This window comes from Limnohabitans sp. TS-CS-82, from assembly GCF_002943475.1.
In genome coordinates this window covers 76,896-99,368 of the sequence record NZ_PTQX01000011.1, presented here as the reverse complement: position 1 = coordinate 99,368, position 22,473 = coordinate 76,896, and the positions used below count along the sequence as shown (strand labels likewise).

Annotated in this window: 17 protein-coding genes; 4 read left to right on the top strand and 13 right to left on the bottom strand. The window is 56.8% G+C overall.

Annotated elements, in window-relative coordinates; translation table 11 throughout:
* Nucleotides 1–110: 110 nt before the first annotated feature.
* Both pobA and C5F52_RS19830 read left to right on the top strand, forming a co-directional pair.
* On the top strand, nucleotides 111–1,295 hold the full coding sequence (gene pobA, locus C5F52_RS19835; protein ID WP_104800089.1) for a 4-hydroxybenzoate 3-monooxygenase: 1,185 nt from the start codon (nucleotides 111–113) through the stop codon (nucleotides 1,293–1,295).
* A 72-nt stretch (nucleotides 1,296–1,367) separates the two neighbouring features.
* A complete protein-coding gene (locus C5F52_RS19830) occupies nucleotides 1,368–2,285 on the top strand; it encodes a CoA transferase (RefSeq protein ID WP_104800088.1) in 918 nt (305 codons plus the stop codon).
* A 77-nt stretch (nucleotides 2,286–2,362) separates the two neighbouring features.
* On the opposite strand, the gene C5F52_RS19825 is transcribed toward C5F52_RS19830, so the two are convergent.
* The 12 genes from C5F52_RS19825 to C5F52_RS19770 form a co-directional block, all read right to left on the bottom strand.
* Entirely contained in the window at nucleotides 2,363–3,523 is a 1,161-nt protein-coding gene (locus C5F52_RS19825) for an enoyl-CoA hydratase/isomerase family protein (protein ID WP_104800087.1), read from the bottom strand.
* A complete protein-coding gene (locus C5F52_RS19820; RefSeq protein ID WP_104800086.1) occupies nucleotides 3,520–4,419 on the bottom strand; it encodes a DMT family transporter in 900 nt (299 codons plus the stop codon). The genes C5F52_RS19825 and C5F52_RS19820 overlap by 4 nt, the downstream gene beginning before the upstream one ends.
* Before the next feature lie 26 nt (nucleotides 4,420–4,445).
* Nucleotides 4,446–6,263 carry a translational GTPase TypA gene (gene typA / locus C5F52_RS19815; protein WP_104800085.1) on the bottom strand — a complete coding sequence of 606 codons (1,818 nt, stop codon included), beginning with the start codon at nucleotides 6,261–6,263 and terminating at the stop codon, nucleotides 4,446–4,448.
* A complete protein-coding gene (gene truB / locus C5F52_RS19810) occupies nucleotides 6,260–7,210 on the bottom strand; it encodes a tRNA pseudouridine(55) synthase TruB (RefSeq protein WP_104800084.1) in 951 nt (316 codons plus the stop codon). Before truB ends, typA begins: the two co-directional genes overlap by 4 nt.
* Before the next feature lie 2 nt (nucleotides 7,211–7,212).
* Complete coding sequence (rbfA, locus tag C5F52_RS19805) at nucleotides 7,213–7,584, bottom strand: 30S ribosome-binding factor RbfA (protein WP_104800083.1); 372 nt, start codon at nucleotides 7,582–7,584, stop codon at nucleotides 7,213–7,215.
* An 18-nt stretch (nucleotides 7,585–7,602) separates the two neighbouring features.
* Nucleotides 7,603–10,530, bottom strand: a complete 2,928-nt coding sequence (infB, locus tag C5F52_RS19800) for a translation initiation factor IF-2 (protein WP_104800082.1) — start codon at nucleotides 10,528–10,530, stop codon at nucleotides 7,603–7,605.
* A 24-nt stretch (nucleotides 10,531–10,554) separates the two neighbouring features.
* Nucleotides 10,555–12,039, bottom strand: a complete 1,485-nt coding sequence (gene nusA / locus C5F52_RS19795; RefSeq protein ID WP_104800081.1) for a transcription termination factor NusA — start codon at nucleotides 12,037–12,039, stop codon at nucleotides 10,555–10,557.
* 28 nt (nucleotides 12,040–12,067) lie between these two features.
* Nucleotides 12,068–12,625, bottom strand: a complete 558-nt coding sequence (gene rimP / locus C5F52_RS19790) for a ribosome maturation factor RimP (protein ID WP_104800080.1) — start codon at nucleotides 12,623–12,625, stop codon at nucleotides 12,068–12,070.
* 143 nt (nucleotides 12,626–12,768) lie between these two features.
* Nucleotides 12,769–14,454, bottom strand: coding sequence for an ABC transporter ATP-binding protein (locus tag C5F52_RS19785; RefSeq protein WP_104800079.1), 1,686 nt, complete (start codon nucleotides 14,452–14,454; stop codon nucleotides 12,769–12,771).
* Nucleotides 14,451–15,512: an ABC transporter permease gene (locus C5F52_RS19780; RefSeq protein WP_104800078.1), complete on the bottom strand. Its 1,062-nt coding sequence runs from the start codon at nucleotides 15,510–15,512 to the stop codon at nucleotides 14,451–14,453. The genes C5F52_RS19785 and C5F52_RS19780 overlap by 4 nt, the downstream gene beginning before the upstream one ends.
* A complete protein-coding gene (locus C5F52_RS19775; protein WP_104800077.1) occupies nucleotides 15,478–16,512 on the bottom strand; it encodes a microcin C ABC transporter permease YejB in 1,035 nt (344 codons plus the stop codon). The genes C5F52_RS19780 and C5F52_RS19775 overlap by 35 nt, the downstream gene beginning before the upstream one ends.
* Nucleotide 16,513: 1 nt before the next feature.
* Nucleotides 16,514–18,370 (bottom strand): extracellular solute-binding protein, encoded by a 1,857-nt coding sequence (locus tag C5F52_RS19770; RefSeq protein ID WP_104800188.1) that lies wholly within the window; start codon nucleotides 18,368–18,370, stop codon nucleotides 16,514–16,516.
* A gap of 38 nt (nucleotides 18,371–18,408) precedes the next feature.
* Between C5F52_RS19770 and fabI the strand changes: the two genes are divergently transcribed.
* Complete coding sequence (gene fabI, locus C5F52_RS19765) at nucleotides 18,409–19,221, top strand: enoyl-ACP reductase FabI (protein WP_104800076.1); 813 nt, start codon at nucleotides 18,409–18,411, stop codon at nucleotides 19,219–19,221.
* Nucleotides 19,222–19,296: 75 nt separating this feature from the next.
* Nucleotides 19,297–20,151: a DNA ligase gene (locus tag C5F52_RS19760; RefSeq protein WP_104800075.1), complete on the top strand. Its 855-nt coding sequence runs from the start codon at nucleotides 19,297–19,299 to the stop codon at nucleotides 20,149–20,151.
* Between the two features lie 49 nt (nucleotides 20,152–20,200).
* On the opposite strand, the gene C5F52_RS19755 is transcribed toward C5F52_RS19760, so the two are convergent.
* Nucleotides 20,201–22,465, bottom strand: a complete 2,265-nt coding sequence (locus tag C5F52_RS19755; RefSeq protein ID WP_104800074.1) for an arginine/lysine/ornithine decarboxylase — start codon at nucleotides 22,463–22,465, stop codon at nucleotides 20,201–20,203.
* Between the last annotated feature and the right edge of the window lie 8 nt (nucleotides 22,466–22,473).

Below are 22,473 nucleotides of genomic sequence, written 5' to 3'. Positions count from 1 at the left end.
TTGCGCGATCATCGCACATTCATGCCGATGATCGCACAAGGTTCACACCACACCCGCGCAGTGGATGCAGATCAAACCTATGCTTTGCTCATATCAATCAGGAGACACTCATGCGTACACAAGTAGCCATCATTGGCGCGGGCCCCTCAGGACTTTTGCTCGGTGCTTTGCTCCACAAAGCAGGCATCGACAACATCATTGTGGAGCGTCAAAGTGGCGACTATGTGCTGGGCCGTATTCGCGCGGGCGTGCTGGAACAGGTCACCGTGGACTTGCTGAACGAAGTCGGCGTCAACCAACGCTTGCACAAAGAAGGCTTGGTGCACGGTGGCTTTGAGTTGCTGTTTGCAGGCAAACGCCACCGCATCGATATGCACCAACTCACCGGCGGTAAAAACGTGGTGGTCTATGGCCAAACCGAAGTCACACGCGATCTGATGGACGACCGTGCCGCCAAAGGCCTCACCACCGTTTACGAAGCCGACAACGTGCAAGTGCACGACTTTGACAGCGCCAACCCTTCTGTCACGTACACCAAGGACGGCCAAACCCACACGCTGCAATGCGACTTCATCGCGGGCTGCGATGGCTTTCACGGTGTGTGCCGTGCCAGCGTGCCGGAAGGCTCGATCCAAGAATACGAAAAGGTCTACCCCTTCGGTTGGTTGGGTGTGTTGGCCGATGTGCCCCCCGTCTCGCATGAATTGATTTACGCCAACACCGACCGTGGCTTTGCCTTGTGTTCCATGCGCAGCCCCACACGCAGCCGCTACTACGTGCAAGTGCCGCTGACTGACAAAGTGGAAGCGTGGTCTGACGAACGTTTCTGGGCCGACCTCAAAGACCACCTCGACCCTGAAGCCCGCGAATCTTTGGTCACAGGCCCCTCCATCGAAAAAAGTATTGCCCCCTTGCGCAGCTTCGTGGCCGAACCTATGCGCTTTGGTCGCATGTTTTTGGCTGGCGACGCCGCACACATCGTCCCGCCCACGGGCGCCAAAGGCCTGAACTTGGCAGCCACCGACGTGAAGTATTTGGGCGATGCCATCACCGAGTACTACGCTGAGAAGAGCCAAGCTGGCATCGACCACTATTCACAACGCTGCTTGCGCCGCATTTGGCGCGCCGAGCGCTTTTCGTGGTGGTTCACCTCACTCATGCACCAGTTCCCAGAAACTGCTGGGTTTGGTCAAAAAATCCAAGAAGCCGAGTTGGACTACCTCATCCACAGCGAGTCCGCGTCACGCGCTTTGGCCGAAAACTACGTGGGCCTGCCCCTGAACTTTGGGGAATGAGCTGCAGTATGTCTCTCAACTTGCGCATGTAACCTAGGCGAGCATTCATCACAGCCCGTTGATAATGGTGGCATGACTGCTGCCACATCGCTCCTCAAAGCCGCCCCCTTGAAAGGGGTGCGCGTTCTCACACTCGCCCTGAATCTGCCTGGCCCCGCTGCCGTCATGCGACTGCAAGCCATGGGCGCCAAATGCACCAAACTCGAACCGTTGTCGCTGGCAGGCAAAGGCAGCACCTCGGACCCCATGGGCCTCTACAAGCCCGAGGCCTACGCCGTGATGCACCAAGGCGTGAAGGTGGTTCAGGCGGACTTGAAAACCGAACTAGGCCAAGGAGCGCTGCACAAACAATTGGCACAAACCGATGTGCTGATCACCTCGTTTCGACCTTCTGCCCTGAAAAAACTAGGGCTTCATTGGGCGGATTTGCACCGCCTCTACCCAGGCTTGTGTCTGATCAGCGTCGTGGGTTGTCCCGGCGAACGTGCCGAAGAGCCTGGTCATGATTTGACGTATTTGGCCGAGAACCACTTGGTGACAGGTCTCGATTTGCCGGCCACCTTGTATGCCGACATGGGCGGCTCATTGCTCACGACCGAAGCCGTGTTGCAAGCCTTGTTGCTGCGTCAGCGCCCAGGACGCGGCCATGGCAAAGGCGTGTTTCAAGAGATCGCACTCAGCGATGCGGCCGCCTACTTGGCGCTGCCGCGCACATGGGGCCTGACCACGCCGCAAGGCGATGTGGGCGGCGCACATGCAGGCTACAAGGTCTACCCTTGCAAAAATGGTCGCGTGGCCGTGGCTGCTTTAGAGCCACACTTTGCCGCTCGTTTGTGTGAAGCGGCAGGCCTAGGTGCAGACGCCGCCAAGCAGATGCACAAAAAGGTCACGCACGAAGCCTTGGCTGCTTTCTTCCTCACCCAAACGCGTCAACAACTCGACCGCTTGGCCGCAAGCAAAGACATTCCGCTGCATTCGCTGACGCGTTAAGCAAGGCAACATGGGCCATCGCTTGGCCCACGGTGAGCACTTCGCAGCACAAACCGCCGAGTTTTGACCACGAAGGTTTAGCTCAAATGGCGCAAAGGGTGTGCGCTGCTGGGCCAAGGACTTTCAAAAAATGGCAACACCATCTCGGGCGTGACATCTTCGATGCGGCTAGGCTGCCACTTCGGTTGACGGTCTTTGTCAACAGCCAAAGCGCGGATGCCTTCCACGGTTTCGCTGCTCACGCCACGACGGGCCAAATGGTCCGTATTGAAACAATGACGCACCAAGTCACGCTCCAAACGCAAGTCTTCAGCCAAGGTCAAGCTTCGACCACGACGCACCAGCTCTAAGGTGACGTGCAGCATCAACGGCGAACGGTGGCGCAAGGCCTCCAAAGTCTGGCTGGCCCAAGTGCCGCCCTCCTCGTCGCCTTTTGCTTTGGCTTGCGCTTCTTGAATTTGCGCTTGCAAGGCCTGCACCATGTCACGGACGGTGTGCAGCGAAAACACCGCATTGAGTGCGGGCGCTTGCCAAGCAGGTGGCTGGGTTAGTGCGGCTTGTGTGGTGGCCTGCGTTTGCGTGCGCAGCCAAGCCACCATGGCATTGGCGTCAGGCCAGCTTTTTTCAGACAGGGCTTGCCACAAAGCAGGCAACTCAGCGGACGGTGCGCGCACATCAGCCAACCCCACGGTCACGGCTTCGCCGCCGCGCAGCACCTGACCAGTCAAGGCCAAATACTCGCCCATCGCATCGGCACAGCGGCTTAAAAAGTAGCCCCCGCCCACATCGGGAAACAAGCCGATGTGTGTTTCAGGCATAGCCATTTGCGTGCGTTCCGTCACGATGCGTAACGCGCCCCCTTGGCTGATGCCCATACCGCCGCCCATGACGATGCCATCCATGAAGGCGATGTAGGGTTTGGGGTAGTTGTGAATCAGATGGTTGAGGTTGTATTCCTCGGTGAAAAAGTCTTCCAAGCTCGCATCACCAGACAACGCAGCTTGGTGAAAGTAACGAATGTCACCGCCTGCACAAAAGGCACCAAAAGGCCCCTCTTTGTTGCTGCCGCGAATGGCAACGGCCCAAACTTGCGGGTCGTTTTGCCAGGTCTGCAACACATGGGTCAACTCACGCACCATGGCCAACGACAAGGCATTCAAAGCCTTGGGACGGTTCAAGGTGATCAAGCCTACGTGACCCACACAGCTGTGTTGCACGTCTTCGGTATAGCGGTTCATGTGTTTCTATCTCCTGTTGTTAATCGTTGGGCCCACCAGGCGTTGAACAGCAAAGCCAACAAGACCAAGGTTCCGCCACTGAGCACTTGCGTGCTGGGGACTTCATTCGCACCCAGCCATGCCAAAGCAATACCGAACAGCACTTCCAGCAACGCCAGCAATGAAATTTCGGGGGCAGGTAGGACGCGTGCGCACACCACCACGAGGACACACGGCACGGCCAATTGCACCAAGCCTAACAAGGCCAACCATGCCACATCGGGTGCGCTGGCTTGCAGCGGCCATGCCAAAGGCAAGGTGCACAAAGCAGACAAGACAGCGCCAACCAAGACCGCAGGCACCATGTCCACCGATTCACCCCGTGTTTGCGCATGTTGCACCACGCTCCAATTCACAGCGGCGGCCGTGGGGACCAGTAAAGCGACCCAAGTTCCCCAAGGTGCAGCCGACGCGGTGGCAGCCGTGGATGGCAGCGCGAACATCCACGCCATGCCAACACCGGCCAAAGCAATGGACCACCAAGTGTGGGGGGAAATGCGCTGGCCAAAGAAAACACGAGCCACCAAGGCCGACAGCAACGGCCCCACCGCCATGGTGATCAAAACTTCGGCCACCGGAGCCAACGTGAGCGCGACCATGAAGGCCGTGAACATCACCGCCCAGCAGACCCCACTCAACCACAACACGCGCGGGGCGTAAAAAAGCCGAGAGAAAAACTCTCGGCCTTGATAGAGGGGCAAGATCACCAGCAGAGAAACCACGGTGAACAAGCTCCGCCAGAACGTGACCTCAAAACTTTGGGCACTTTCTAGCTGGCGTGTGACGATGCCCGCAATCGACCACAGGGCGGTGACCCCCACCATGGTCCACACTGCACGGGCATGCGTCCAACGCATCAGTTTCTCGCGCTTGTTGAAGGCGCTTACTTGTTGCGCTTGCGTTCGCTTTCGGTCAAGAAGCGCTTGCGCAGACGCACGCTCTTAGGTGTGATTTCGACCAACTCGTCGTCCTCAATGAACTCGACGCCGTATTCCAGAGTCAGGTCAATCGGGGGCGTGATCTTGATCGCGTCTTCTTTGCCAGACACGCGGAAGTTGGTGAGCTGCTTGGTACGAGTGGCGTTGACCACCAAGTCGTTGTCACGGCTGTGGATACCCACAATCATGCCTTCGTACACGGGGTCGTTCGCCTTGACGAACATACGGCCGCGGTCGTCCAACTTGCCCAAGGCGTAGGTGAAGATTTCACCGTCGTCCATGGAGATCAACACACCGTTCTTACGGCCGCCGATGTCACCTTTGTGTGGCTCGTAGCTGTCAAAGATGTTGGAGATCAAACCGGAACCACGTGTCAAGTTCAAGAACTCGTTGGTGAAACCAATCAAACCACGCGCAGGAATGCGGTATTCCAAACGAACGCGACCACGGCCATCTGGCTCCATGTTCACGAGTTCGCCTTTGCGCTCGCCCAAGGCTTGCATGACGCCGCCTTGATGGGTTTCTTCGATGTCAGCAGTCACCATCTCGATAGGCTCGTGACGCACACCGTCGATGTCGCGGAACACCACGCGTGGCTTAGACACAGCCAACTCGTAGCCTTCGCGGCGCATGTTTTCCAACAAAATGGTCAAGTGCAATTCGCCGCGACCCATGACTTCGAAGATACCTTCTTCGTCGGTCTCTTTGACGCGCAAGGCCACGTTGTGTTGCAGTTCTTTTTGCAGGCGGTCCCAGATTTGACGGCTGGTGACGAACTTGCCTTCACGGCCAGCCAAGGGGCTGGTGTTCACGCAGAAGTTCATGGTCAGCGTGGGCTCATCCACCTTCAACATGGCCAAAGGTGCAGGGTTGGCGACGTCTGTCACGGTCACGCCGATGTTCAGGTCAGCAATACCGTTGATCAACACGATGTCGCCAGGACCGGCTTCGGTCACTTGCACGCGGTCCAAACCTTGGAACTTGAGCACTTGGTTGACACGGCCTTTGATGGCTTTGCCGTCTGGGCCTTCCATGACGACCACGTCCATTTGTGGCTTGATCGTGCCTTGGCTGATACGGCCCACGCCGATACGACCGACGAAGGTCGAGAAGTCGAGCGCAGAAATTTGCAATTGCAAAGGTGCAGCAGGGTCACCCTTTTGTGCAGGAACGTGCTTCAACACGGTGTTGAACAGGGCCGACATGTCGGGGCCCCACTGCTCGCCAGGGGTGCCTTCTTCCAAAGACGTCCAGCCGTTGATGCCCGAAGCGTAGACCACGGGGAAATCGAGTTGTTCGTCGGTGGCACCGAGCTTGTCAAACAAGTCGAAGGCGGCGTTGACCACGAAGTCAGGACGTGCACCGGGCTTGTCCACTTTGTTCACCACCAAAATGGGGCGCAGACCCAAGGCCAAAGCCTTCTTGGTCACGAAACGCGTTTGAGGCATAGGGCCTTCTTGCGCGTCGATCAACAACACCACACCGTCTACCATGGACAAAGCGCGTTCAACTTCGCCGCCGAAGTCCGCGTGACCTGGGGTGTCAACGATGTTGATGTGGGTACCTTCCCAGCTCACGGCGCAGTTCTTGGCAAGAATGGTGATGCCGCGCTCGCGTTCGATGGCGTTGTTGTCCATCACGGTGTCGACCACTTTTTCGTGATCGGCAAAGGTGCCAGATTGACGCAGCAGCTGGTCAACCATGGTGGTTTTGCCATGGTCAACGTGGGCGATGATGGCGATGTTACGGATTTGTTTACTCATGCTTGACACTCCAATATTGATTGAATTTCGATCGGGCTCAACAAGCGCCCGGGAATCAGTTCACCAGCCGTGACGTGCGCAGTGCCCAACAGGGCGTGCGGCGTCTGGCCGTACACAGCGATGTGCGCACTGTCGGGCCAAGAGCCACGGCGGCGCACACCGCTTAAAAACCTGCCCGCATCTTCAGGGGCAAGGGTGACAGGGGTATGTCCGTCGAGCAACGCATCGACGGGCAACAGGCGCGTTTCGCGCGCTTGTTCGGTGAGGGCTTCTAATTCAGCCACAGTGATGCATTGACTGGCCACAAAAGGACCGGTCACCGTGCGGCGCAAGGCGCTCAAATGCGCACAGGTGCCCAAGGCGATGGCAATGTCTTCGCCCAAAGTACGGATGTAAGTGCCCTTGCTGCAAGTGACCTCGATCTTCAAACGGCGACGGCCATTCTCAGGTTCGATCTCTTCTATGTGCAAAGCCTGAATCGTGACCTGACGCGCTTCGCGTTCCACCTCAATGCCCGCGCGAGCATAGTCATATAAAGCTTTGCCGTCCTTTTTCAAGGCGCTGTACATGGGCGGTACTTGGCTGATCGGTCCTGTGAATTGGGCTTGCACAGCGCGCAATTGCTCAGGCGTGAAATCCACAGACTTTTCAAGAACGACTTCGCCTTCGAGGTCGCCGGTGCTGGTTTGAATGCCCAACACCGCAATGGCTTCGTAAGACTTGTCTGCATCCAAATGCAACTGACTGAACTTGGTGGCTGCACCAAAGCACAAAGGCAAGACGCCCGTGGCCAAAGGATCTAACGTACCGGTATGGCCCGCTTTTTCGGCGCGCAGCAACCACTTCGCCTTTTGCAAGGCGTCGTTGCTGGAGAGTCCATAGGGTTTGTCAAGCAGCAACACCCCGTGTACAGGGCGACGCTGCACCCTGGTACGGGGCGCGTTCATGCTCAGTCGTCCTTGGCTTTGGAGGCGACTGCCTTGGCAATCAAGGCGTTCATGTCCGAGGCTCGCTCAGGCGTACGGTCGTACACAAAGTGCAAGGTGGGCACGGTGTGAATGTGCAAGCGCTTGAACAAGCCGTTGCGCAGGAAACCTGCGGCTTGGTTCAAGCCCTCGCCTGTTTTCACAGGATCGCCATTCAGCACGCTGAAATGCACTTTGGCATGGGCGTAATCGGGTGTGACTTCCACGCCTTGCAGCGTGACCATGCCCACGCGTGGGTCTTTCAACTCACGCGCGATCAACTCGGCCAGATCGCGCTGGATCTGGTCGGCCACTTGGTAGCTGCGGTTGGGGGTGCTGCTCGGTTTACGTGCCATGCTTCATGCCGTGACGCTTTACAGCGTACGTGCCACCTCTTTGATTTCGAAGAATTCCAACACGTCGCCTTCGACGATGTCGTTGTAGTTCTTGACGGTCAAACCGCACTCGAAGTTTTCTTTCACTTCTTTGGCATCGTCTTTGAAACGCTTCAAGCTGTCGAGTTCGCCGGTGAAGACGACCACGTTGTTGCGCAACAAACGCAACTTGGCCGAACGACGTACCACGCCCGAAGTGACCATACAGCCCGCGATCGCACCAATCTTGCTGACGCGCAGCACTTGGCGAATCTCGGCGGTACCGATGACTTCTTCTTTCTTGTCGGGCGTGAGCATGCCGGACATGGCCGCTTTGAGTTCGTCCACAGCGTCATAAATGATGTTGTAGTAACGAATGTCCACGCCATTGCTCTCGGCCAACTTGCGCGCACCTGCATCGGCACGGGTGTTGAAACCAATGATCACGGCCTTGGACGCGATCGACAAGTTGACATCGCTCTCGCTGATGCCACCGACGGCTGCATACACGAGTTGAACCTTGACTTCGGCCGTCGACAACTTGAGCAGCGAGGCTGCCAAAGCTTCTTGCGAACCTTGCACGTCGGCTTTGACGATGATGGGCAACAGCTTGACTTCGCCAGACGTCATGTCGGAGAACATGTTCTCCAACTTCGACGCTTGCTGCTTGGCCAACTTGGTGTTGCGCACTTTACCGGCGCGGTAGGTGGCGATTTCACGGGCACGACGCTCGTCGGACATGACCATGAATTCATCGCCAGCTTGTGGCACTTCGGTAAGACCTTGAATCTCAACAGGAATCGAAGGACCCGCAGATTTGATCGACTTGCCGTTCTCATCCAACATGGCACGCACGCGGCCATAGGTTTGACCACCCAAGACCACATCGCCCACATTGAGCGTACCGGACTGAACCAGCACCGTGGCCACAGGACCGCGACCTTTGTCCAAGCGCGCTTCGATCACCAAGCCTTTGGCCATGGCGTCGACAGGCGCTTTGAGTTCGAGCACTTCGGCTTGCAACAAGACTTGTTCGAGCAAGTCGTCAATGCCAGCGCCAGTTTTGGCCGAGACCAAGACGAATGGAGAATCGCCACCGAACTCTTCGGGCACGACTTCCTCAGACACCAACTCGCCTTTGACGCGTTCTGGGTTGGCACCGGGTTTGTCAATCTTGTTGACCGCCACCACGATGGGCACACCCGCCGCTTTCGCGTGCTTGATGGCTTCTTTGGTTTGCGGCATCACGCCGTCGTCCGCCGCCACCACCAAGATGACGATGTCGGTCGCTTTGGCACCACGGGCACGCATGGCCGTGAAGGCCTCGTGACCTGGGGTGTCCAAGAAGGAGATCATGCCGCGAGGCGTCTCGACATGGTAAGCACCAATGTGTTGGGTAATGCCGCCGGCTTCGCCCGACGCGACTTTGGCGCGACGGATGTAGTCCAGCAACGAGGTTTTACCGTGGTCAACGTGGCCCATGACCGTCACCACAGGGGCGCGTGTCAAGGATTCAGCTTGGTGTGCGGATGCTTCTTCTTCCGTGAAGGCTTCAGGATCGTCCAAGGCTGCAACAACGGCTTTGTGGCCCAACTCTTCCACCAAAATCATGGCGGTGTCTTGGTCCAAAGGCTGGTTGATGGTGGCCATTTGGCCCAGTTTCATCAACTGCTTGATCACTTCAGAGGCCTTGATGGCCATCTTGTGTGCCAACTCACCCACGGTGATGGTTTCGGGCACGTGAACTTCGAGCACACGCGCTTCGGTTTGCACAGATGCGTTGTGGTCGTCATCGCGGCCACCGCGTTCACGACGGCCACGCGGGCCACCACGCCAGCTGTTACGGCCAACGCCGCCACTGCTGTCGCCACGTGTTTTGATGGCTTTCTTCTTCGCTTGGTCGTCCGCCCAGCTGGACGACAACTTGGCGCTCTTGACTTCTTTGTTACCGGGTGTTGTGGCAGCAGCAGCGGGTGCGGCACCAGGACGCGGTGCAGCACCTGGGGTGCCTGCGGGCTTGTGCAACGTGCCTTTGATGGCCGCTTTGGGGTCCACCACAGGCTCAGGCTTTTTAGCCACCAACACCTTTTGAGGCGTGCTCATCATCAAGCGAATGGCTTCGGCTTCAGCCAAGGCTTTGCGACGACGAGAGTCCAAATCTTTGGCGCGTGCAGCATCTTCATCGGCACGTGCTTGTGACGCGGCAGCCGCTTCTAAGCGTGCTGTTTCTGCAGCCGCAGCTTTGGATTCGACCAAAGCTTGGGCATCGATTTGCGCTTGTGAAGGCGCAGCGGGTGCGGCAGGGGCAGCAGGCTTGGTTTCAGCGTAGACACGAGCGCCCACCACAGGTGGGTTCTCTTTGGCTGCGGCTTTGGCTGCAGCTGCGGCTTTTTCGGCCTGTGCAGCATCTGCGGCCGCTTTGGCCTCTTCTGCTTTGGCGCGCTCCGCGGCTTCTTGCGCTTCGCGAGCACGGCGTTTTTCAGCCAGCTCTTGTTCTTGACGACGAATCAGCTCAGCTTGACGACGGGCTTCTTCTTCACGACGTGCCAACTCAGCATGGTCGATCGAAGGTGCCGCGGTTTCTTCAAACACGTCAGATGCCGCTGCAGGCGTTTCGCTCACGTCATCATCGCGTTTGAAGAATGTGCGTTTCTTGCGCACTTCCACTTGGATCGTGCGGGCTTTGCCTGTGGCGTCAGCTTGCTTGATCTCGCTGGTCGATTTTTTGACCAAGGTGATCTTTTTGCGTTCAGCAGAAACAGTGCCATGGCTGGCTTGCAAATGGCTCAAGAGCATTTGTTTGTCACCCTCGGTCAGCGCATCGCTGGCCGATGATTTCGACACGCCCGCAGCTTTGAGCTGCTCAAGCAAGGTATCGGTCGGTTTTTTAAGTTCGCTGGCAAATTCAGCGACGGTCGTACTTGACATATGTGGTGTTCCTCTCCATGACCGTTACTCTTGACCCGTGAACCAATGTTCACGTGCCTTCAAGATCATGGCTTTGGCCTCTTCTTCGCTCTGGCCAGTGATGGCGGTGAGCTCGTCTACGGCCAAATCGGCCAAATCGTCACGGGTATGGACGCCGCCCTCAGCCAACTTGGCAATGAGCTCAACATTCAGGCCCTCAAGGTCGCGCAAATCTTGCGAAACTTCTTCGACACTCTCTTCGCGTGCAATTTCCAGCGTAAGCAGCGCATCCTTGGCACGTGTGCGCAGCTCATTGACGGTATCTTCATCGAAGCTCTCGATTTCGAGCATCTCTTGCAATGGCACGTAGGCCACTTCTTCGAGGTTGGTGAAACCTTCTTCGATCAAAATATCGGCGACTTCTTGGTCCACGTCCAACTTGGCCATGAACAGCGCACGAATGGTGTGGGTTTCATCCGCTTGTTTTTGAGCCGATTCCGCCGCATCCATGATGTTGATGCGCCAACCGGTCAATTCAGAAGCCAAGCGCACGTTTTGACCACCACGACCAATGGCGATGGCGAGGTTCTCCTCGTCAACCACCACGTCCATGGCATGCTTCTCTTCGTCCACCACGATGGAGCTGACGTTGGCAGGCGCCAAAGCACCAATCACAAACTGAGCAGGATCTTCACTCCACAACACGATGTCCACACGCTCGCCAGCGAGTTCGGTGGTCACAGCATTCACACGGGTGCCACGCACGCCAACACAGGTACCGATAGGGTCCACACGTTTGTCATGCGACACCACGGCGATCTTGGCGCGCGAACCCGCGTCACGGGCGCACGATTTGATTTCCAACATGCCTTGCTCGATCTCAGGCACCTCATGGCGGAACAACTCCACCATAAATTCAGGCGCTGAACGCGACAAGATAATGGGCGCACCGCGCAAGGTCAAGTCCACTTCCATGATCATGGCGCGCACACGGTCGCCACTGCGGAGGTTTTCTTTGGGAATCATTTCGCTGCGACGCAAACGGCCTTCGATGCGACCGGATTCGACAATGATGTCGCCCTTGTCCATGCGCTTGACCGTGCCCACAAAAATCTTGTCGCCACGCGACATAAAGTCGTTGAGCAGCATCTCGCGCTCAGCGTCACGAATTTTTTGCAAAATAACTTGCTTGGCCGCCATCGCACCAATGCGGCCAATAGGCAGCGACTCAATGGCTTCTTCGATGTACTCGCCTTCTTCAGCTTCAGGCACGCGCTCGCGGGCGTCCATCAACATCTCTTCGGCTTCTGGGTTTTGCAAACCCGCCTCATCAGGCACCACCAACCAACGGCGGAAAGTTTCGTAGTCGCCGGTATCGCGATCCATGGCCACGCGAATGTCCACTTCACCCTCGTACAACTTCTTGGTGGCTTGTGCCAAGGCAGACTCAACTGCACCAAACACCACATCGCGCTCGACGTTTTTCTCGCGCGAGATGGCTTCAACCAACATCAACATTTCGCGGTTCATGACGACTACTCCTTCTCAAGACCAAAATTCAACGGGGCTGTCTGCCCTTGAAATCCACAATCGGGGCCAGACGTGCTTCACGCAACTCGTCCAGCGTGAAACCCAGTGCATGCAGCGGGGTTTCGGCTCTTTTTTTACTGATTTTTTGACCTGGCTTGGCATTCACGGCATCACGCCAAGTGATTTGCCAACCTTGGCCGTCTTCGGTGCGCTCAAGGACACCTCGGAATTTTTTACGATTGGCAGACACCTGCCCTGCCGCTGCCACACCCATGGGCACTTTGAGCGTGAGATCAATCTCTTCGCCTACAAAACGCTCAAAGTCGGCCACATGGCGCAAGGGACGGTCAATACCGGGCGAAGACACCTCAAGCCGGTTGTAATCGGCACCATCCACCTCAAGAGCGAATTGCAGCTGGCGGGTGACGCGCTCGCAATCTTCCACGTTGATCATCTGCGCGGGGGCATCCGGCAGCCAAGGCCAGTCGATGGTGATGCGCAAAAGCCCACCGGCCGAGCGTTCAATCTCAACCAGGTCGTAACCTAAGCCGGTCACGGTTTGTTCTACTGTTTGCTGCAAGCTCACGTCGACAAAAAGCCTTCAAAAGGTGGGGGTCAAAAAACGATCGACCAAAAAAAACGGGCGGTAATTACCCGCCCGTTTGGTCGTGAAGCTGCGATTGTAGCGTCTAAATGCTTGATTCTCAAGGGTTTAGCTGATTTTCTCTTTCACGCGCTCACCAAAAGTTGGGTATAGGCCTGCTTGGGTGCTTGCAAGATTTGATCCACAGCCCCTACCTCCACCACTTGCCCTGATTGCATGACCATGACCTGGTGCGCCATGGCACGGATCACGGCAACATCATGGGTAATCAAAAAGTAGCTCAACCCCCGTTGCTTTTGAAGTTGTTGCAACAGTTGCAGTACTTGCTTTTGCGTGGTCACATCCAAAGCGCTGGTCGGCTCATCAAGCACCAAAATTTGCGGCTCGACCACCAAAGCCCGAGCAATGGCCAAGCGTTGACGCTGGCCACCTGAAAATTCGTGGGGATAGCGCTGCAGCAAGCCGATAAATTCAGATTCGGTCAAGCCCACATCCGACAGTGCGAGCAAAACACGGCGCAAACGACCCAAGGCATCGAGCTCAGGAAAGTGCAGCGCCAAGCCTTCAGACACCAACTCCTGCACCGTCATGCGTGGCGACAACGATGAAAACGGATCTTGAAACACCACCTGCACGCGACGCCGCAAAGGCAAATCAGCCGCAGCACGCCCTGACCACGCCTGTCCCGCCATGGTCAATTGCCCTTGACTTGGAATCAGTCCCAAAACCGCCAACGCCAAACTCGATTTGCCAGAGCCCGACTCCCCCATGACGCCCAAGGTTTGTCCAGCAGATAACGCAAAGTCTGCACCCTGCACCGCCACAAACTCACCACGCCCGAACCAACCGCGCCAACCCGCGCGTGGCACGGGGTAGCTCACACGCAAGCCTTGTGCTTGCATGACCACGGGTGCATCACTGAGCGGTAAAGGCACATCGCGCATGGGCTGGCTATCCAGCAGTTTTTGTGTGTACGGATGCGCAGGCGTATCGAGTACGGACCGTGTGGCGCCCTCCTCCACCACCAAGCCACGCTCCATCACCAGCACGCGATCGGCAAAACGACGCACGGCCGTCAAATCATGCGAAATAAGCAGCACGGCCATGCCGTAGCGCTGCTGCAAACTGTCGAGCAAGTCCAAAATTTGTCCGCGCAGGGTGACGTCGAGCGCGGTGGTTGGCTCATCCGCCACCAACAAACGTGGGCGGCATGCCAACGCCATGGCAATCAACACACGCTGGCGCTGGCCACCGGAGAGCTGGTGCGGGTAAGCCAATGCACGTCGCGCAGGCTCAGGAATGCCTGTTTGCTCAAGCAAAACCAAGACCTCTTGCCAAGCCTGAGCGCTGCGCATGCCACGTTTGACTTGTAAGACCTCGGCAATTTGATCCCCCACCGTGAACAAGGGGTTGAGCGCGGTCATCGGCTCTTGAAAGACATAAGCAATGTCTTGCCCCCGGATGGGGACCAGTTCGCGCTCGGAGAGTTTGACCAAGTCGAGAATTTGGGGGGCCAAGCGCTCTGACGCTGGATGGTCTGTGGCATGAACCGAGGCGCTGTCTGAAACGTTTTCTGGGGCCATGGGCCATGCGTCAAGTGCATCTTGCTCGGTCCACAAACAGCGCCCCGAAAGCTGCGCGCCTTCCACGAGTTTGACCAGACTCAAGGCCATGACGCTTTTGCCAGAACCCGACTCGCCCACCAGCGCCAATTTTTCGCCCAATTTCAGGCTGAAACTGACACCCCGCACCACGTCATGGGCACCGAAACGCACATGCAAGTCACGGACTTGAAGCAACGGCAACTTCATGTGTTGGCCTTTCTAGGGTCAAGCGCATCGCGCAAGGCGTCGCCCATGAAGGTCAGCAACATGAGCGTGACCACCAACACCGCAAAGGTGGACAAGGAAATCCACCATGCATCGATGTTGTTTTTGCCTTGCGCCAACAACTCACCCAAGCTGGGCGTGCCCGGCGGAACGCCCAAACCCAAAAAGTCGAGCGAGGTCAACGCCAAGATGGCGCCACTCATGCGAAATGGCAAAAAGGTCACCACGGGCGTCAGGCTGTTGGGCAGCACATGACGCCAAATGATTTGCGTGTTCGACAAACCCAAGGCACGCGCGGCACGCACATAGTCGAGTTGGCGATTGCGCAAGAACTCGGCGCGCACGTAATCCGACAAGCCCATCCATCCGAACAATCCCAAGAGCACCAAGAGCAAAGTCACGCTCGGGTCAAACACGGCGCTGAAAATAATCAGCAAATACAGCTCGGGCATGGCGCTCCACACCTCAATGAAACGCTGCATCGCCAAGTCGGTTTTGCCGCCAAAGAAGCCTTGCAACGCGCCAGTCAACACCCCAATCACGGTGCCAAACAAGGTCAAGGCCAAAGCAAACAGCACCGACAAGCGAAAGCCATACAACAAGCGCGCGACCACATCGCGCCCTCGGTCGTCCGTGCCTAACCAGTTGTCCGACGACGGGGGCGCAGGATTGGGCTGCTTGGCAAAGTAATTGAGCGTGCTGTGGTGATAGGGGTTGGGCGGGTACAGGGCCCAATTGCCCGGCCGCTCAAACTGGGCTTGGATGAAGGGGTCTAAAAAATCAGTGGGGCTCGCGAAGTCGCCACCAAAGGTGGTTTCGGGCAGGTTTTGAACAATGGGCGCATACCAATGGCCTTCGTAACGCGCCACCAAAGGCTTGTCGTTGGAGAGCACCTCAGCCAACAGGCTCAGTGCAAACAACACCACAAACAGCACCAAGCTGCCATACCCCAAGCGGTTCGCGCGAAAGCGTTGCCAGGCACGCAAGTTGGGTGACGCAGAACGTTCAGTCGAATTTGACACGCGGGTCCACCCAGACATAACAAAGGTCGCTGATGAGCTTGGTGACCAAGCCAATCAGCGTGAACAAATACAAAGTGCCCAGCACCACAGGATAGTCGCGTCGCATCACGCTCTCGAAACTCAAAAGTCCTAGGCCATCCAGAGAAAACAAGGTTTCAATCAGGAGCGAGCCTGTGAAAAACGCGCCAATGAAGGCGCTGGGAAACCCAGTCACCAACGGAATCAGCGCATTGCGAAACACATGACGCCACAACACGCGGCGTTGCGACAAGCCTTTGGCGCGTGCGGTCAACACGTACTGTTTGCGAATCTCTTCCAGCATCGCGTTTTTGGTCAGCATGGTGGTGACTGCAAAAGCGCCCATCACGCTGGCTGTGATGGGCAACACGATGTGCCACAAATAATCGACGATGCGCGCGCCCCAACTCAGCTGCGACCAATTGGCCGAGGTCAACCCACGCAAAGGAAACCACTGCAACTGGCCGCCAAACACCACCAACAACGCCACGCCAAGCACAAAACCGGGAATGGCGTAGCCCGTCAACACCACCAAGCTCGTCAACGTGTCAAACCGCGAACCCGCACGCACGGCCTTGGCCACGCCCAAAGGCACGGAAATGAGGTAACTCAAAAAGAACGTCCACAGCCCCAAGCTGATCGAGACCGGCAACTTTTCTTGCACCAAGGCCCACACGTCTTTGGGGTAATAAAAGCTCTTGCCCAAATCAAAGCGCGCAAATTGTTGAAGCATTTGCCAAAAGCGCTCGGGCGCTGGCTTGTCAAAGCCGTAGAGCTGTTTGATCTCTTCGATGCGCGCGGCATCCACGCCTTGGCGACCCCGATAACCGGCTCCACCAGCCGCAGCCCCCTCGCCGCCGCTGTCGCGCCCTTGCAACTGCGCCACCATTTGCTCCACAGGCCCACCCGGCACAAACTGAATGACCGCAAAGGTCAGCAACAACACGCCAAACAAGGTCGGCACCATGAGGAGCAAGCGCTTAAAAATGTAGGCCATCATGTCAATGCTCCGCCCGCTGCGCAGCGGCCAGCGATGAACGGTTTTCCAAGGTGGCCGACCAAGTGGACGTCACCCAACTCTCAGGCTGATAAAAGCGCGGCGTGATGGCCGGTTGCTCAAATTTGCCACTGCGCCACGATACACGGTGCACACCACCGTACCAATGCGGCACGGTGTAATGGCCGTGGCGCAGCACACGATCTAATGCACGCGCCGCCGAGATCAACTGGGGACGCGTTTTTGCAGCTGTGACATGGCTCAGCAAAGCATCCACCGCCGGATCACGCACGCCGATGAAGTTGCCCGAGCCCTCAGTTGTGGCCGCTTGCGAACCAAAACGCTCCAACAATTCAGTGCCTGGCGACTCACTGCCCACGTTGCGGTTGCTGATGATCTCGAAGTCAAACACGTCCAACCGCTTTTGAAGCACCGCAAAGTCGATGACTTTGTAATTCACCACAAACCCAAGTTTTTCAAGGTTCTTCGCAAATGGGGTCACCACGCGGCCCATGGCGCCTGAGTTGTCTAAGAACTCCAAGCTGAAGGCATCGCCTGCCGCATTGCGCAACGCGCCGTCGCGGTAAGTCCACCCAGCGTCAGCCAGCAAAGCCTTGGCTTGGCGCAAGTGGTCACGCAAGGTGTCGCCTGACTTCGGGTCTAACGAGGTGTAGGGCGGCAAAGGCACAGGCTGGTTAAAAACTTGAGGCGGCAGCTTGCTGCGCAGCGGCTCCAGCAAGGCCAACTCCGCCGCGTCTGGCACGCTCTTGGCTTCAAAGTCGCTGGCGACAAAATAACCGCGCACACGCTGGTAGGCGTTGTAGAACAGCTGACGGTTCATCCATTCAAAGTCCATGGCCAAACCAATCGCTTGACGCACGCGCACGTCTTGAAACTTGGGCAAGCGGGTGTTGAACAAAAAGCCTTGAAAATCGCCAGCGTTGCCATGCTTGAGCTCACGCTTGATCAGCAAGCCATTGTCAAAAGATTTGCCCGCATAGCCGCGCGCCCATTCCCGCGCGATGAACGACTGAATGAAGTCAAACTCGCCCGCCTTGAAGCCTTCGAGTTGCGCCGTGTTGTCTTTGTAGAGCCTGTACGTGATGCGGTCAAAGTTGAACATCCCGAGCCGCACGTTCAAATCTTTGGCCCAGTATTTCGAATCACGCTCGTAACTGATGTCTCGGCCAAAAGCCACTTGGCCAATTTTGTAAGGCCCGCTGCCAATCGGCGCCTCAGTCACGATTTGGTCGAACGGCTTGCGCACCCCACCCTGCACGCCCCAAGCGCGACTAAAGACAGGCATGCCGCCCACGATCAACGGCAGTTCGGGATTGGCACTTTTGAAATCGAAACGCACAGTGCGTGGGTTGACCACCACCACCCCCGTCACATCGGCATACAAGGTGCGAAATTGCGGCGCGGCTTGCTTGCTGGTGAGTGTCTCAAAGCTGTGTTTCACATCGTCGGCCATGACGGCATCGCCATTGCTGAAACGGGCTTGGGGGCGCAAGCGAAATTGCACCGAACGCCGATCGGCCGCAACGCTCACATCTTCAGCCAACAAACCATAGGCTGTGGCGGGCTCATCCATGGTGCCGGTCAGCAGCGACTCGAACAACAAACTGCCCAAGCCTGGGGCCGCGTTGCCTTTGAGTGTGAAGGGGTTGTATTTGTCAAAACTGGACAAGCGTGACGGCGGCACCAGTACCAACTCACCGCCCTTGGCAGCCAGCGGGTTGACGTAATCAAAGTTTTTAAACTGCGGTGGATATTTGATGTCGCCAAATTGGGCGTAGGCGTGAACGGCCCAAGAGGGAGACACACAAAAGATCGCCAATAAAAACGCCAAGAATCGCATGCGACAATTCTGCAAGATTTTTTTGGAGCGATTCATCCATGGGTACAAAAACAGGTTTTCTTTCTGGCAAAAAATTGTTGATCACTGGCGTGTTGTCTAACCGCTCAATCGCTTATGGCATTGCCAAAGCGTGCCACGATCAAGGTGCCGAATTGGCATTCAGCTACGTGGGTGAGCGTTTCAAAGACCGCATCACCGAGTTTGCTGCGGACTTCGACTCTAAGCTGATTTTTGACTGTGACGTTGGCAGCGACGCACAAATTGAGCAACTCTTCAAAGATTTGTCGACCCATTGGCCCACGTTTGACGGCTTCGTGCACAGCATTGGTTACGCACCACGCGAAGCGATTGCAGGAGATTTCTTGGATGGCTTGTCGCGCGAAGCGTTCCAAATCGCACACGACATCAGCGCGTACAGCTTCCCCGCCATGGCCAAAGCAGCTCTGCCTTACTTGAACGACAAATCGGCCGTGCTGACCTTGTCGTACTTGGGGGCCATCCGCACCGTGCCGAACTACAACACCATGGGCTTGGCCAAAGCATCGCTGGAAGCGTCGGTGCGCTACTTGGCCGAATCGCTGGGTGCACGCGGTCGCAGCTTGCGCGCCAACGGCATCAGCGCAGGTCCTATCAAGACCTTGGCCGCCAGCGGCATCAAAGGCTTTGGCAAGATTTTGAGCGTGGTGGCTGAAGCGTCCCCCATTCGACGCAACGTCACCATCGATGACGTGGGCAACGTGGCCGCGTTCTTGATGAGCGACTTGGCTGCCGGCGTGACGGCTGAAATTACCTACGTTGACGGCGGATTTAGCCAAGTTGTAGGTGGCATTGCGGAGCCCGCTGCCGAGTAAGCTGGCGCAAAAGCCACATGGGTGTGGCTTTGTGATCCACGCGCGCACGCTGATGCGCGCCAAGGAGAAGCCCGCATGCAACGCCGCTCTTTGCTTTCCCTCTTCTCCTTGTTTTTTCTCTGGCGGCCTCACGCCCAAGCCGCCACACCGCCGTCCATTTGGCTGGCGAACTCGTACCAAGCCCACACCGACTTGCGCAATTTTTGGGTGAGTGAGAAGTTCGATGGCGTTCGCGGCTACTGGAATGGGCAGCAACTGCTCACCCGAGGTGGCACCGTGTTGCATCCGCCCGCATGGTTCACCCAAGGCTGGCCCAACACCCCCTTTGAAGGCGAGCTGTGGGCAGGACGTGGTCAATTCACCACCGCCGTTTCCGTGATTCAACAAACGCAAGCCGTGGATGCCGATTGGCAAAAGCTGCGTTTCATGGTGTTTGATTTGCCAAAACACACAGGTACGTTTACCGAACGCATCAGCGCCTACGAAACCCTGGTGGCGACGCTTGGCTTGATGTGGGTCGAAGCCGTGCCACAAACGCAAGTGGCATCCGCAGCAATGCTCAAACAACTGTTGCACGACAAAGTCAGCGCTGGCGCCGAAGGTTTGATGCTGCACCGTGCCAATGCCACTTACAAATCAGGCCGCAGCAACGATCAACTCAAAGTGAAAACCTATGACGACGCAGAAGCCCGCGTGGTGGGACATATGCGGGGGACTGGGCAATTTGCAGGACAAACGGGCGCCTTGTTGGTCGAGACACGGCAAGGCCAACGGTTCAAACTGGGCACTGGCTTGCGCAGCGAAGACCGCCAAACGCCACCTGCAATCGGTGAATGGGTCACTTACCGCTATCGCGGCCTCACCGACAAAGGCTTGCCACGCTTTGCCAGCTTTTTACGAATTCAGCCGGACATAGAAAAACGGCCTTGAAGGTTCAAGGCCGTCTAAGTCATACGCGAAACAACGCGCTGGGGAAAACTCAGGCCTTGACGCAATCGGCAAAGTAAGTTTTCTTACCGTCGACGCCAACCACCTCCACCAAACCGTGGATGTCGGTTTCAAACCCTGGGCACTGCAAGTTGAATTCGCGGGCGAACTTGAGGTAGTCCACGATTTTCTTGTTGAACACTTCGCCTGGAATCAGCAACGGAATACCGGGTGGGTAAGGCGTCACCAAGCTGGTGGTGATGCGGCCTTCCAAGTCGTCAATCGCCACGCGCTCTGTGTTGCGGTGCGCGATTTGCGCGTAGGCGTCGCTCGGCTTCATGGAGGGGGTGAGATCGCTCAAGTACATCTCGGTGGTCAAGCGTGCAATGTCGTACTTGGCGTAGAGCGTGTGGACGTGTTGACACAAGTCGCGCAAGCCCATGCGCTCGTAAGCGCGGTGCTTTTGACAGAACTCGGGCAGAACGCGCCACATGGGTTGGTTGCGGTCGTAATCGTCTTTGAACTGCTGCAAAGCCGTCAACAACGAGTTCCAACGGCCCTTGGTAATGCCAATGGTGAACATGATGAAAAAACTGTAAAGACCCGTTTTTTCAACAATCACACCATGCTCAGCCAAGAATTTGGTCACGATGCTGGCAGGAATGCCGGACTTGTCGAACTTGCCGTCCAAGTCCATGCCTGGCGTCACGATGGTCGCCTTGATGGGGTCAAGCATGTTGAAGCCATCGGCCAAATTGCCAAAGCCGTGCCACTTGGACGACTCGCCTTGGCCCTTGATGATCCAGCTTTCTGCGCGGCCAATGCCGTCGTCAACCAACTCATCGGGGCCCCACACTTTGAACCACCAATCTAGACCGTACTCATCGTCCACCTTGCGCATGGCGCGGCGGAAATCGAGCGCTTCGGCAATGCTTTCTTCCACCAAAGCGGTACCGCCTGGGGGCTCCATCATCGCGGCAGCCACGTCACAGCTGGCAATGATGCTGTATTGCGGACTGGTGCTGGTGTGCATCAAATACGCTTCGTTGAACAGATGACGGTCCAACTTGGTTTGTTGCGAGTCTTGCACCAATACATGGCTGGCTTGGCTGATGCCTGCCAACAATTTGTGAATCGATTGCGTGGCGTAAACGACCGAGTGCATGGGGCGTTCACGCTTTTTACCCATGGCGTGGTAAGTACCGTAGAACGGGTTAAAGGCTGCGTGTGGCAACCAAGCTTCGTCAAAATGCAAGTTGGCCACATAGCCATCCAACATCTTTTTGATGGTTTCGGTGTTGTACAACACACCGTCGTAGGTCGATTGCGTCAATGTGAGAACGCGAGGCTTGACGGTCTTGGCATCCACGCCTTTGAGCAAAGGGTTGGCCGCAATCTTGGCTTGAATCGCCTCAGGCTCAAACTCACTTTGCGGAATGGGGCCGATGATGCCGTAGTGGTTACGCGTGGGCTTCAAAAACACAGGCACAGCGCCCGTCATGATGATGGCGTGCAACACCGACTTGTGACAGTTGCGGTCCACCACCACCACATCATCGGGCGCCACCGTGTGGTGCCAAACGATCTTGTTGGAAGTGCTCGTTCCGTTGGTGACAAAGAAGCAATGGTCCGCATTAAAGATGCGGGCAGCGTTGCGCTCGCTCTCGCCAATCGCGCCGTTGTGGTCCAGCAGCTGCCCCAACTCCTCGACCGCGTTACACACGTCAGCACGCAGCATGTTCTCGCCGTAAAACTGGTGGTACATCTGACCCACAGGGCTCTTCAAGAACGCCACGCCACCAGAGTGGCCTGGGCAATGCCATGAGTACGAACCGTCTTCGGCGTAATCCAACAAGGCTTTGAAAAACGGGGGCTGCACGCTCTCCAAATAGCTCTTGGCTTCACGGATGATGTGACGCGCCACGAACTCGGGCGTGTCTTCAAACATGTGAATGAAACCATGCAACTCACGCAAGATGTCATTGGGCAAATGACGTGAGGTTTTGGTTTCGCCGTACACATAAATTGGCACGTCTGCGTTTTTGCGGCGCACTTCTTCGATGAAGTTGCGCAGGTTCAACACGGCGGGATCTAGATCAGGGCCGGGGGTGAATTCTTCGTCGTCAATCGACAAGATGAACGCACTGGCGCGTGACTGCTGTTGTGCGAACTGACTCAAGTCGCCATAGCTCGTCGCCCCCATCACCTCATAGCCCTCGCCTTCAATGGCGTCGGCCAACGCACGAATGCCTAAGCCCGAGGTATTTTCAGAACGAAAATCCTCGTCAATGATGACGATGGGGAAACGAAATTTCATGCAGCACT

Bases quoted from the DNA above. Each gene is read 5' to 3' on its own strand.
- pobA (WP_104800089.1), top strand. From the start codon at position 111: ATGCGTACACAAGTAGCCATCATTGGCGCGGGCCCCTCAGGACTTTTG.
- C5F52_RS19830 (WP_104800088.1), top strand. From the start codon at position 1,368: ATGACTGCTGCCACATCGCTCCTCAAAGCCGCCCCCTTGAAAGGGGTG.
- C5F52_RS19825 (WP_104800087.1), bottom strand. From the start codon at position 3,523: ATGAACCGCTATACCGAAGACGTGCAACACAGCTGTGTGGGTCACGTA.
- C5F52_RS19820 (WP_104800086.1), bottom strand. From the start codon at position 4,419: ATGCGTTGGACGCATGCCCGTGCAGTGTGGACCATGGTGGGGGTCACC.
- typA (WP_104800085.1), bottom strand. From the start codon at position 6,263: ATGAGTAAACAAATCCGTAACATCGCCATCATCGCCCACGTTGACCAT.
- truB (WP_104800084.1), bottom strand. From the start codon at position 7,210: ATGAACGCGCCCCGTACCAGGGTGCAGCGTCGCCCTGTACACGGGGTG.
- rbfA (WP_104800083.1), bottom strand. From the start codon at position 7,584: ATGGCACGTAAACCGAGCAGCACCCCCAACCGCAGCTACCAAGTGGCC.
- infB (WP_104800082.1), bottom strand. From the start codon at position 10,530: ATGTCAAGTACGACCGTCGCTGAATTTGCCAGCGAACTTAAAAAACCG.
- nusA (WP_104800081.1), bottom strand. From the start codon at position 12,039: ATGAACCGCGAAATGTTGATGTTGGTTGAAGCCATCTCGCGCGAGAAA.
- C5F52_RS19785 (WP_104800079.1), bottom strand. From the start codon at position 14,454: ATGAAGTTGCCGTTGCTTCAAGTCCGTGACTTGCATGTGCGTTTCGGT.
- C5F52_RS19780 (WP_104800078.1), bottom strand. From the start codon at position 15,512: ATGTCTGGGTGGACCCGCGTGTCAAATTCGACTGAACGTTCTGCGTCA.
- C5F52_RS19775 (WP_104800077.1), bottom strand. From the start codon at position 16,512: ATGATGGCCTACATTTTTAAGCGCTTGCTCCTCATGGTGCCGACCTTG.
- C5F52_RS19770 (WP_104800188.1), bottom strand. From the start codon at position 18,370: ATGCGATTCTTGGCGTTTTTATTGGCGATCTTTTGTGTGTCTCCCTCT.
- fabI (WP_104800076.1), top strand. From the start codon at position 18,409: ATGGGTACAAAAACAGGTTTTCTTTCTGGCAAAAAATTGTTGATCACT.
- C5F52_RS19760 (WP_104800075.1), top strand. From the start codon at position 19,297: ATGCAACGCCGCTCTTTGCTTTCCCTCTTCTCCTTGTTTTTTCTCTGG.
- C5F52_RS19755 (WP_104800074.1), bottom strand. From the start codon at position 22,465: ATGAAATTTCGTTTCCCCATCGTCATCATTGACGAGGATTTTCGTTCT.